This is a genomic window from Streptomyces boluensis (genome assembly GCF_009908195.1).
Lineage (GTDB): Bacteria > Actinomycetota > Actinomycetes > Streptomycetales > Streptomycetaceae > Streptomyces > Streptomyces boluensis.
Window position 1 is genome coordinate 1 of record NZ_JAAAHS010000269.1, and the last position, 10,594, is coordinate 10,594.

Consider the following 10,594-nt stretch of genomic DNA (forward strand, 5'->3'; position numbering starts at 1 on the left):
CACCCGGCCCGCGCGCCCACGCCCACGCCCGCGCCCTTCGTGTCCTCCCGTGGAACTTGAACTCCGCACCCGTCCAGGCAAGTCCCGCTCCCTCAAGGGCGCGAGCGGGGTTGCTGCGGGCGAGTGGCGGTGCGGGGGAGATCAACACGCCTGGAGTAGCCGTTCGGGCGGCCGACCGCCGGGTGCGTGGCGGATGGTCGGTGACCGGTGACCGGTGACCGGTGACCGGCGACCGGCGACCGGCGACCGGTGCCCGGTGGCTGGCCTGGCGGGTGCCGGGCGCCCCCGTAGGCGCCCGGCACCCAACCCCCGTATTCAGATGGCTCCTTGGGGCCGGACTCGGGCTCGACTCGCCCTCCCGGGCGGCTACTTGCGGTTGTAGAGCCGCATCGTGATCGGGCCGAACACCGCTATCAGGACCGCCGCCCAACCGAGCGACCAGGCCAGTTCGGTGCCCGGCCATTCGCCCTGCATGAAGCCGCGGACAGTCGAAGAGACATGGGTGACGGGGTTGTTGTTGACGAAGGCCTGGAGCCAGCCGGGCATCGTCGAGGTCTCCACGAAGATGTCGCTGAGGAACGTCAGCGGGAAGATCACCATCATCGAGACGCCCATCACCGACTTCTCGGTGCGCAGCATGAGGCCGAACATGGTCCACACCCAGGAGAACCCGAACGAGAAGGCGATGAGCACGGCGATCCCCGCGATCACGCCCAGCGCCCCGCCTTCCGGCCGGAATCCCAGGATCAGGCCCACGGCCAGGATCACGAGCGAGCCGAGCACGTACCGCAGCATGTCGCCGAGCAGATAGCCGACCATCACGGCGGGCCGCCAGATCGGCAGGGTGCGGAAGCGGTCGAAGACGCCCTTGTCGATATCGGTGTTGACCGCGACCCCGGTGTACATCGTGATCATCACGATCGACATGACCAGGATGCCGGGGAGCAGCCGCTGCAGATACTCCTGCGGCGATCCGGCGAGCGCACCTCCGAAGAGGTACGTGTACATCAGCACCATCATGATCGGGAACGCGGTGACGTCGAAAAGCTGCTCGGGAACGTGCTTGATCTTGAGCATGGCCCGCCAGCCGAAGGTGACCGACGCGGAGAGCGCGCTGGGCCGAGGCGGCCGTTCCTTGGCGATGAGGAGCGCGGCGAGGGATTCGGTGGAGACCGCCGCGAGCTCCTCGTCGGCCCCGGTGCCGGGGGCTGTCGTCTGGGTCGCGGTGCTCATGCTGCTGCCTCTTCCTGCTTGTCGGTCCGCGTGGCGTTCCGTTCCTCATTGCGCGTCCCGGTGGCGCCGCCTTGGGAGTTCGGGCGGTCGGTGAGGGCGAGGAAGACCTCGTCCAGGCTGGGCTGGCCCAGGGAGAAGTTGTCGACGGTGATTCCGGCGCGGGCCAGTTCGGCCAGTGCGCGGGAGGCCTTCTCGGTGGCGCCCAGGCCGTCCGCGTCGCCGTTGCCCACGCGCGCGGTGAGGGCCAACGGGTCGGCTTCCAGCTGCACTTCGGCGTCGAGCGTCGCCTTGAGGAGCTGCTCGGCCTCGGGTCGCCGCTCGGGGTCGCGCAGCCGCAGGTGCACGGCGCCCGCGCCGACGGACGACTTCAGCTCGCCCTTGGTGCCCTCGGCGATGACCCGGCCCTTGTCGATCACGGCGATCCGGGACGCCAACTGGTCGGCCTCGTCGAGGTATTGGGTGGTGAGCAGGACCGTTGTGCCCTGGGCGACGACGGCGCGCACGATGTCCCACACCTGGTTGCGGCTGCGCGGGTCGAGGCCGGTCGTGGGCTCGTCGAGGAACAGCAGGTCCGGGGTGTTGAGGATGGACGCCGCGATGTCGATGCGGCGCCGCATACCGCCCGAGTAGTTCTTCACCTGGCGGGCCGCGGCCTCGGTCAACCCGAAGGCCTCCAGGAGCTGTTCGGCGCGCTGTGCCGACGCCCGCTTCGAGTGGCCGGTGAGTCTGCCGAGCAGCACCAGGTTCTCGGTGCCGGTCAAGTCCTCGTCCACGGAGGCGTATTGACCGGTGAGGCTGACGCGGCCGCGTACGGCGTCGGCCTCGCGCACCACGTCGTGTCCAAAGATGTGCGCCTCGCCGCCGTCCGGGCGCAGCAGGGTGGCGAGCATCTTCACGGCGGTGGTCTTGCCCGCGCCGTTCGGCCCGAGGACGCCGTAGACGGTGCCGGCCGGGACGCGCAGGTCGACGCCGTCGACCGCGCGGTTGTCCCCGAAGGTCTTCACCAGACCCGCGGTTTCGATGGCCAGGCCGGTCGAACGGCCAGTCTGGTTGGTCATGGTCACTCCGGTCCTTTCGTGTAGGTGGGTCTGTTCAGCAGGGGTACGGGTCGGTGGCGCGGGCTTCGCGCAGTGCGCGCCCCCACCAGACGAGCTGGTCGAGCATCGTGGTCACCGCCCTGCTCTCGGGGCCCCTCGGTAATTCGTCGACGAGGTTGAGACCGACGCTGTCGCGCAGACTCATCGCGTGCAACTCGGTGAACACAGCCCGTAACTGCTCGACTGCGTGGAGTCCGTGGCTGCTGTATCCGTAGCTGACGAAGCCGACGGGCTTGGCGTGCCACTCGTCGTACGCGAAGTCGATGGCCTGCTTGAGCCCGGCGGGGAAGCTGCGGTTGTACTCGGGCGTGACGACCACGAAGCCGTCGGCCCGGTCGACGTGCCGGGTGAAGCGCAGCATCGCTTCGGTCGGCGTCAGGGGGTAACGGGCGGGCAGGTCTTCGTAGTCGAGCAGGTCGACGAGGTTGAGCTCCAGGTCTTCGCGGTGCGCGGCGCACTCCAGGAACCAGCGCGCGACGGTGCCCCCGACGCGTCCCTCCCGGGTCGATCCGACGATCACGGTGACCGTGAGTGGTTCCTGCGTCGGTTCCTGCATCGGCTGCTGCGTCGGTTGCTGCGTCATCGTCCCTCCCCGGGAATTCGGTGTGCGGCGGTGAACTGCCTTGTGAGTGCTGCTTGTTGAGCGTCTCGTGGTCGTGGTCTGCGTGGATCCCCGCTTTTCGCGGCTCTGCTACTTGGGCGCGAGATCGAGGCGCGCGGCCGCCAGATCGAATCTGGCGGCCGCGCGGAATCTCCCGGACGGGTGTTCCCTGGAGGAGGAGCAGGGCCCCTCGCCGACGGCGAGAGGCCCCGCGTCGCGGCGGGGGAGAGTAGGGGGGACGGGGGTTCGAGGAGGTCGAACCATGCGTACGTCCCGGTCCTTGCGCACACTTGTCGCGACGCTGGTCGCGAGCGGTGCCCTCACGTTGGGGACCGTCGCGTCGGCGGGCACCGCGGCCGCCGGTGACAACGGTTCCGTATGGGGAGTCGTCGTCTCGCGCGGCGAGATCAACCTGCGGTCCGACCCCGATGCCAATTCCGCGATCGTCGGTTCGCTCCGGCCGGGGGCCCAGGAGCGCATCGAGTGCGCCACCCTCGCCGGCCCGGTGAACGGCAACCCGTACTGGTACTGGCTGAGCGGTGCCCGTGGCTGGGCGAGCGGCGCGTACATGAAACCGGAGCGCCAGGCCCCGATGTGTGACTCGGGCCGGAACCACCAGAGCCAGAACCACCAGAACCGGCATGACGAGAACCGGCACGACCAGAACCAGAACCGGCACGACTGGAACCAGAGCGGTCAGAACCAGAACCAGAGCCACAACCAGAACCGCGACCAGTGGCAGCAGCACCGGAACGACAGCAACTGCTCCGGCGACTGCGACTGCGACTGCCGCGAGTGTCAGAACACCTGCCACTCCCGCTGAGCCCACCTGCCACTCCCGCTGGGCCCCGCCGAATCCGCCGAGCCCGCACTCACCCGTCCGAGTTGCCGGGGGCCGTGGCCGGGTGTGCTCTTGAAGGGCAGGGGGTGACTGCGAGGACGAGAGGACGACCTCATGGCACACGCCGCACCAGCACCCGTACGCGCCCACCGTCCCGTCGTAGCGACGGCGACCTGGGTGGCACCACTGTTCGGCCTCGTCTACGGCTACTGGGCCGCGGCCAACCATCGGGCCGGCGGGCCCATCACGACAGGCAACGTCGTGTACGGCATCGTGATCGCGGTGATCGCCGCGGCGGTCTTCTACGGTCTGTGGGCGATCGCACCGCGCCTCACCCGTGAACTGCGCGCGCTGGCCTGGGGATCGTTCGCCGGTATCGCCTTCGGCTTCCTCTACAGCCTGACCGACGCGAGTGTCCTGCGATCCATCGGCAACGCGGCCATCATCGGCGGCGCGGTGGGAGCGGCGACGTTCTACCGCTACTACACGACGGAGGACGCCCGAGGACGTCACGACTGATTCCGTCGCGGCTGTTCCACCGGCGTCACGACTGATCCACCGGCTTCGCGACGGGTGGACAGAGCAGGCAGACCGGTTGCCCACAGGCGCCGCTGAAAGTTATCCACAGGCAGTTATCCACAGGCTCGGACGGCTGTCGGCGATGGAGCCTAGGGTCTTGAGGCATGACCACAGCTGCTCTCATCGGACGCGAACACCCGGCGGGCGTGCTGCGTGCCGAGGTGGAGCGTGCCGTGAACAGCCACGGTGGGCTCGTCCTCGTCACGGGCGAGCCCGGTATCGGCAAGACCACCCTCGTCACTCAGGCCGCGCACGAGGCGCGGCAGCGCGGTGCGCTCGTGCTCACGGGTTCCTGCTGGGCCTCGGACAGCGCGCCTGGCCACTGGCCCTGGGTACAGATCGTGCGCGCTCTGCGGCGCGCGGTCGGTGAGGAGAGGTTCGTCGCGGCCCAGGAAGCGGCGGGCGTCGACACCGCGCGGCGGCTCGGCGCGCTGCTCGGCGAGACACAGTCACCGGACGCCGACGACCCGACGGCGACCTTCCGGTTGTACGACGCGGTGACGACCGTCCTCGTCACCGTCTCCCTGGACCAGCCGGTGGTGGTCGTGCTCGACGACCTGCACTGGGCGGACAGCGCCTCCCTCAAGTTGCTCGAATTCGCCGCAGGGCACGCCTGGTTCGAGCGGCTGCTGCTTGTGGGGACGTATCGGGACGCGGAGGTCGAGGCGGACGGCCATCCGCTGCGCGAGCAGGTCCTGCCGCTGGTCGCGAAGGCCACCACCATCGGGCTCGCGGGCCTGAGCCGGGCGGAGACCGGCGCCCTGGTGACGCGTACGGCGGGCCGCGAGCCGGACGGGCCGACCCTCACGGAACTGCACCGGTTCACGGGCGGTAACCCGTTCTTCGTGGAGCAGACGGCCCGGCTGTGGGCCGGCGGTGGTTCCCTCGCGACCGTCGCACCCGGGGTGCGGGACGCGGTGCGCCGCCGCCTCGACCTGCTGCCCCGGTCGGCGAGGGAGCTGCTGACCACGGGCGCGGTGCTCGGCCGGGAGTTCCACCGTCAGGTACTCGGAGCGGTCGCGGCCGCCCCCGTCGCCGAGGTGGACCGGCTCCTCGACCAGGCGGTGACGGCCCGCCTGATGACCTCGCTGGGCACCGGCCGCTTCGCCTTCGCCCACGATCTCGTACGGGAGACGCTGCACGAGGCGCTGCCTTTGGACGAGACCCGCGCACGGCACGCGGCGGTGGTGCGTGCCCTGGAGCAGGCGCCCGACCTGGCAGCGAAGGTGTTCCCCGCGGACCACGCCCGGCACGCCTATGCCGCGGGTGACGCCGTGGACGCGGAGACGGCGGTGCGGCTCCTGCAGGCGGCCGCGCACCACGCGGGTTCACGGCTCGCGATGGAGGAGCAACTCACGCACCAGCGGCGGGCCGTGGAGCGCGCGGCGGGTCTCGTGGACCAGGGGCGCCGGGTCCTGGTGATGCTCGCGCTCGGTGAGTTCCTGCAGCACGAGGGCGCGGAGGCGGAGTGCCGCCGGACCTTCGACGAGGCCCTTGACCTGGCCCGTTCGCTCGACGACGCGACGCTCCTCGCGCGGGTGGCGCTCACTCTGTACGGCGTGCAGTGGAACGGGCTGATCGGCTCCGAGAAGGCGACGTCCGCCGATCGCCTGCTGCGGGAGGCGCACCACGCCCTCGTGGGCGGCGCGGGAGACCGGACGGAGGGCCGCACGGCGGGCGAGCTCGCGCAGGAACTGAGCGTCCGCAGCGCCGTCCTGGCCCGTCGGCACGCGGACGACGAGGCGCTCGGCTTCAGCCTGTGGGCCCGACACCACGCCATCTGGGGTCCGGGTACGGCGGCGGAACGGGTCGCGTTGGTCGAGGAGTTGACGACGATCGCGCAGCGCTCCGGCGATCCGGAGGGCGAGCACTTCGCGCGCGCCCTGCACTGGGTGGCCCGTATCGAGTTGGGCGACCCGCGTTACCGGGACGAGTACCACGCGTACGTCACCCACGCCGAGTCGCACGGGGTGCCGCGCATGGGGGTGGGCGCGGCCGTCGACCAGTCCATCGTGAGCGCCCTCGTCGGCCGCTTCGCGCAGGCGGAGAGCTTCCTCGCGGAGGCAGACGGCCACGCCCACGGGGTGCCGCGCATGGGGGTGGGCGCGGCCGTCGACCAGTCCATCGTGAGCGCCCTCGTCGGCCGCTTCGCGCAGGCGGAGAGCTTCCTCGCGGAGGCAGACGGCCACGCCCGGAACACGGACCCGCACGCCCACTTCAGCCCGCTGCTCGACCACCACCGCTGGACCATCGCCATGCTCCAGGGGCGGTACGAAGGGGTGGACGAGCTGCTGCGCCGGATGGAGCGCGGCCACCCGTGCGCGCGGCTGCTCACCGGCATCACGGCGGTGGAGCGGTCGTACGAAGAGAACGCGGCGGAAGGCGAGTTGGCGGCGGCCGTGGAGTACGCGCGGGAGCTGCTCGCCGACGGCGAGATGACCCCCATGGATCGCGGCTTCCTGCCGCTGCGCCTGCGCTTCCAGGCGCAGGCCGCGGCGGCCGACGGTGACCCGGAGCTGTGCGCGTCGGCCCGCGCGGCGCTCATGCCGTACGCCGGGCAGTGGGCGGTGTCCATGTTCGGCTGGGACATCAGCGGCCCGGCCGCGCACTGGATCGCCCTGTGCGACGCGGCACTCGGGCACCGGGACGAGGCGGTGGAGGGCTTCACGACGGCGTACCGCTCGGCCGAACTCCTCGGCGCCAGGCCCTGGTCCGTGCAGTCCCGGGGCCACCTCGCGGAGGTCCGCGCGGCGCGCGGCGAGGATGTCGCCCCGCTGCTCACCGAGGTGGCACGGGACGCCGAGGAGCTGGGCATGCGGCAGATCACGCGCCGGGTGACCCGACTCCGCGAACAGCTCGCGACACCGGCGGGTACGGGTACGGCCTCTGGTGGGGCCCTGGTTCAGGCCGAACTACCCGTACCCACCCACGAGTTCCGCTTCGACGGCGCGGTGTGGACGCTCACGTACGAGGGGCGTACGACGCCTATGCCGGACGCGAAAGGGCTGCGTGACCTGCGGCTGCTGCTGTCCCGGCCGGGGGACGACATCCCGGCCGCGCGGCTTCTCGCACCGGAGGGCGGCGCCGAGGTGGTCGCGGCGAGCACCCTAGGCGGGGACGCGGTCCTCGACGAGGAGGCGAAGCGGCAGTACCGCCGCCGCCTCGACCGCCTGGACGAGGAGATCGACCGCGCGACGGCGACGGGGAACGCGCACCGTGCGGCGGAGTACGACAGGGAGCGCGCCGCGCTCCTGGCCGAACTCCGCGCGGCGGCGGGCCTGGGCGGCCGTACGCGCCGCCTGGGCGACGAGGCGGAGCGAGCCCGCAAGGCGGTGACGGCCAGAATCAGGGACACCCTGCGCCGCCTCGACACCCGCAATCCCCAACTGGCCGCGCATCTGCGGGAGTCGGTGTCGACGGGCCTGATATGCGCGTACCGGCCGAGGGGGAGAGTCCCGGACTGGCGGCTCTGAGGCGGGTCGGGGCTAGCCCGGCAGCCCGGCAGCCCGGCAGCCCGCCGGCCCGGCGCCGGGGGCCTACGACTCCCGCGCTGGGTGCACCTGAGCCGACTCTCGCGAACTCTCCGACCCACGTGACCCCTCAGGCTCCCGCGACCCCTCGGACCCCTCGGACTCCTCGCCGTCCGGCCCGGCGTCCTGCTCGGCGCCCTCGGCTGCGGCCCGCTCCATTGGGCACCCCTCGGCCGAGTCGTCGACGTCCTCCGGGTTGCCGAATCGGCGGGCGGAGCCGTCCACGTGGGCGAGGCGGCGGAGGGCGTTGAAGACCGCTTCGCCGAGCACCGTGCCGATGACGGTGCTCTCGACCAGGTCCTCGACCGTGACTCTGCGGTCGACGTAGTCGATGTCGGCGCTGGCGACGAGTTCGGCGGCGTCGGCGTAGGCGTCGAGGAGTTCCTTGAAGGCGCCGTGGCCGATGCGTTCCAGCGTGGCGAGTGCGTGGGCCAGGTCGACGGCGGCCGGGCTGTCCGCGTCGATGTGCCAGTCGCGCCGTTGGACGAACTCCCTTACGACAGCGAGCGCTTCGATCTCCTCGGCGTCGTCGGACTCGCCGTACTGGGGCCCGAGTCGGTCGGCGGCGGCGCCGAGGACCTTGTGCAGGGGCTGCTCGGGGTCGTCGACGGCCTTCAGGACCTCTGCGATGGCGGCCACCTTCAGACCGCCGACGTCCAGGAGGGCGCGGATCAGCCGGAGTCGGCGCTCGTGGGTGTCGTCGTAGTGGGCCTGGTTGGGGCTGGTGAGTTCGCCGGGGGGGAGCAGGCCCTCGCGTACGTAGTACTTGATCGTCGGGACCGGGACGCCGGTCCTGCGGCTCAACTCGCCTACGCGCATGACCTGTTCACTCCTGATTCCGCCGACAGCCCCTTGCCGAGGCAGTTCCCATCATAGATAGTGGCGCTATCGGATAGCGGATAGTGCTGCTATCCATTTCTCTTCACTCCCGGAAGGGCACAGCTATGCCTTCATCGACGTCTTCAGCCACGTCTTCAGCCACGTCATCCCGTGCGTTATCCGCATACCGGTCGCGTCGGGCCGGGCGGCCACCCGCGCCACCCACCGCACCGACCGCTACACAGCCCGCCTCGCCAACTCCCGTACACCGCCCCCTGTTCGTGTTCGTCATCGCGATGGTGGTGCTCGCGGTGGTGTCCGCCGCCGGGTTGGTTCTGGACGACCGGGTGCTCGTGGGGGCGCCGATCTGGATGAAGCCGTTCAAGTTCTCGGTGTCGTTCGTGGCGTACTGCCTCTCCCTGGCCTGGCTCCTCGCGCAGATCCCGCCCGGCCGGGCGCGGCGGGTCGGCCGGTGGGCGGGGACCGTGGTGGTGCTGGGCGGTGCCGTCGAGATGGTGGTGATCGTGGGCCAGGTGATCCGGGGCAGGCGCAGCCACTTCAACCATGCGACGCCCCTGGACGACGCGCTCTACAACGTCATGGCCCTCACCGTCGTCGTCCTGTGGCTGGCCACGCTCCTCGTCGCCGTACTGCTGCTGCGCGCCCGGGTCGCGGACCGGGTGGCGGCCTGGGCGATGCGTTCCGGAATCGTGCTCGCCCTCGCCGGTGCGGCCGTCGGCTTCCTGATGACGCAGCCGGCGCCGGGCCAGGTGCGCGAGGTGTCGGACGTGGTGGGTGCGCACAGTGTGGGTGTACCGGACGGCGGGCCGTCGATGCCGCTGACCGGCTGGTCGACGATCGGCGGCGACCTCCGGATCCCGCACTTCTTCGGCATGCACGCCTTGCAGGTGCTGCCGTTGGTGGTGATCGCCCTGGCGGTCCTCGCACGGCGCCTGCCGCATCGGCCCGAACTGGGCGAGAAGCGGGTTCAGTTGAGGCTGATCGTGCTTGCCTCGGTGGCGTACGCGGCGTTCTTCGCGCTGCTCATCTGGCAGGCGCTGCGCGGGCAGCCGCTGCTGCGCCCGGACGCGGCGACGTTGACGGCGGCGGGCCTGATCGTCGGCGTGACGGCGGCCGGAACGTGGACGATCCTGCGCGTGGCGCGCGGTACGCGGCACCAGGCGAGCGCGAGCGCGGAAGCCATAGCCATAGCCGCGGCCGAACCCACGAACAGCAACAGCCGCACCGGCACCAGCACCAGCACCACCCCCGCCAACACCCCGGAGCAGACCGCCCGATGACATCGACGACGAATGACCTTCTCTTCGACCTCGCGTTCTGGTTGGCCGCGCCCGTCTGGCTGTTGATGATCTTCGCGCCGGGGTGGCGAGGTACGGCCCGGATCGCGCGTTCGCCGCTGACCGTCGTCCCGGTTCTGGTCGTCTACCTCGGCCTCGCCGTTCCCGTACTGCCCGAGTTGTGGGCGGCGGTCAGCAGTCCGGACCTTGACGGGTTCCGGGAGTTGACGGCGCTCGCGGGTGGGGCGGGGGCGGTCTGGGCGCAGGTCATCGCGTGGGATCTGCTGCTCGGGCAGTGGATGTACGGCGAGGCGCGCCGCCTCGGTGTGCATCCACTGGTGATGGGCCCGCTGCTGGTCCTGACGATTCTGCTCTCGCCGTTCGGCCTGCTGCTGTTCCTGCCGCTGCGGGCGATACGGGAACGGCGCCTCCGGTCACAGCCGTCACCGCAGCCGTCTCCGCAGCCGTCTCCGCAGCCGTCTCCGCAGCCGTCTCCGCAGCCGTCTCCGCAGCCGGCATCGCAGTCGGCATCGCAGCCGTCACCCGACCCTTCAGCGGGCAATTAGCCTGACCGCATGGCAGCGACGAGACGGACG

9 protein-coding genes are annotated in these 10,594 nt (G+C 71.1%); 5 read left to right on the forward strand and 4 right to left on the reverse strand.

Translation table 11 applies throughout. The annotated features are described in order from the left end of the window. Positions 1 to 366: 366 nt before the first annotated feature. From GUY60_RS26820 to GUY60_RS26830, 3 genes are read right to left on the reverse strand one after another with little or no spacing between them, the layout of a single operon-like run. Complete coding sequence (locus GUY60_RS26820; RefSeq protein WP_161702301.1) at positions 367 to 1,233, reverse strand: ABC transporter permease; 867 nt, start codon at positions 1,231 to 1,233, stop codon at positions 367 to 369. Beyond that, positions 1,230 to 2,291, reverse strand: a complete 1,062-nt coding sequence (locus GUY60_RS26825; RefSeq protein WP_161702303.1) for an ATP-binding cassette domain-containing protein — start codon at positions 2,289 to 2,291, stop codon at positions 1,230 to 1,232. The genes GUY60_RS26820 and GUY60_RS26825 overlap by 4 nt, the downstream gene beginning before the upstream one ends. A 34-nt stretch (positions 2,292 to 2,325) precedes the next feature. Continuing rightward, the gene (locus GUY60_RS26830) at positions 2,326 to 2,913 is read right to left on the reverse strand and encodes an NADPH-dependent FMN reductase (RefSeq protein WP_223178737.1); all 588 of its coding nucleotides are present in this window, start codon (positions 2,911 to 2,913) and stop codon (positions 2,326 to 2,328) included. 280 nt (positions 2,914 to 3,193) lie between these two features. Between GUY60_RS26830 and GUY60_RS26835 the strand changes: the two genes are divergently transcribed. The 3 genes from GUY60_RS26835 (at position 3,194) to GUY60_RS39185 (ending at position 7,824) form a co-directional block, all read left to right on the forward strand. Further along, positions 3,194 to 3,754, forward strand: coding sequence for an SH3 domain-containing protein (locus GUY60_RS26835; RefSeq protein ID WP_161702305.1), 561 nt, complete (start codon positions 3,194 to 3,196; stop codon positions 3,752 to 3,754). A 132-nt stretch (positions 3,755 to 3,886) separates the two neighbouring features. Continuing rightward, positions 3,887 to 4,291, forward strand: coding sequence for a hypothetical protein (locus GUY60_RS26840; RefSeq protein WP_246235722.1), 405 nt, complete (start codon positions 3,887 to 3,889; stop codon positions 4,289 to 4,291). A 164-nt stretch (positions 4,292 to 4,455) separates the two neighbouring features. Beyond that, positions 4,456 to 7,824: an ATP-binding protein gene (locus tag GUY60_RS39185; RefSeq protein ID WP_246235724.1), complete on the forward strand. Its 3,369-nt coding sequence runs from the start codon at positions 4,456 to 4,458 to the stop codon at positions 7,822 to 7,824. Positions 7,825 to 7,887: 63 nt separating this feature from the next. Here the strand turns inward: GUY60_RS39185 and GUY60_RS26850 are convergent, their stop codons facing one another. Then, a complete protein-coding gene (locus GUY60_RS26850) occupies positions 7,888 to 8,700 on the reverse strand; it encodes a MerR family transcriptional regulator (protein ID WP_161702307.1) in 813 nt (270 codons plus the stop codon). A gap of 296 nt (positions 8,701 to 8,996) precedes the next feature. On the opposite strand from GUY60_RS26850, the gene GUY60_RS26855 reads away from it, so the two are divergent. Beyond that, complete coding sequence (locus tag GUY60_RS26855) at positions 8,997 to 10,001, forward strand: hypothetical protein (protein WP_246235726.1); 1,005 nt, start codon at positions 8,997 to 8,999, stop codon at positions 9,999 to 10,001. Further along, complete coding sequence (locus GUY60_RS26860; protein ID WP_161702309.1) at positions 9,998 to 10,564, forward strand: ABA4-like family protein; 567 nt, start codon at positions 9,998 to 10,000, stop codon at positions 10,562 to 10,564. Before GUY60_RS26855 ends, GUY60_RS26860 begins: the two co-directional genes overlap by 4 nt. The last annotated feature ends 30 nt before the right edge of the window (positions 10,565 to 10,594 follow it).

Bases quoted from the DNA above. Each gene is read 5' to 3' on its own strand.
- GUY60_RS26825 (WP_161702303.1), bottom strand. From the start codon at position 2,291: ATGACCAACCAGACTGGCCGTTCGACCGGCCTGGCCATCGAAACCGCG.
- GUY60_RS26860 (WP_161702309.1), top strand. From the start codon at position 9,998: ATGACATCGACGACGAATGACCTTCTCTTCGACCTCGCGTTCTGGTTG.
- GUY60_RS26835 (WP_161702305.1), top strand. From the start codon at position 3,194: ATGCGTACGTCCCGGTCCTTGCGCACACTTGTCGCGACGCTGGTCGCG.
- GUY60_RS26820 (WP_161702301.1), bottom strand. From the start codon at position 1,233: ATGAGCACCGCGACCCAGACGACAGCCCCCGGCACCGGGGCCGACGAG.
- GUY60_RS26840 (WP_246235722.1), top strand. From the start codon at position 3,887: ATGGCACACGCCGCACCAGCACCCGTACGCGCCCACCGTCCCGTCGTA.
- GUY60_RS26850 (WP_161702307.1), bottom strand. From the start codon at position 8,700: ATGCGCGTAGGCGAGTTGAGCCGCAGGACCGGCGTCCCGGTCCCGACG.
- GUY60_RS26855 (WP_246235726.1), top strand. From the start codon at position 8,997: ATGGTGGTGCTCGCGGTGGTGTCCGCCGCCGGGTTGGTTCTGGACGAC.
- GUY60_RS26830 (WP_223178737.1), bottom strand. From the start codon at position 2,913: ATGACGCAGCAACCGACGCAGCAGCCGATGCAGGAACCGACGCAGGAA.
- GUY60_RS39185 (WP_246235724.1), top strand. From the start codon at position 4,456: ATGACCACAGCTGCTCTCATCGGACGCGAACACCCGGCGGGCGTGCTG.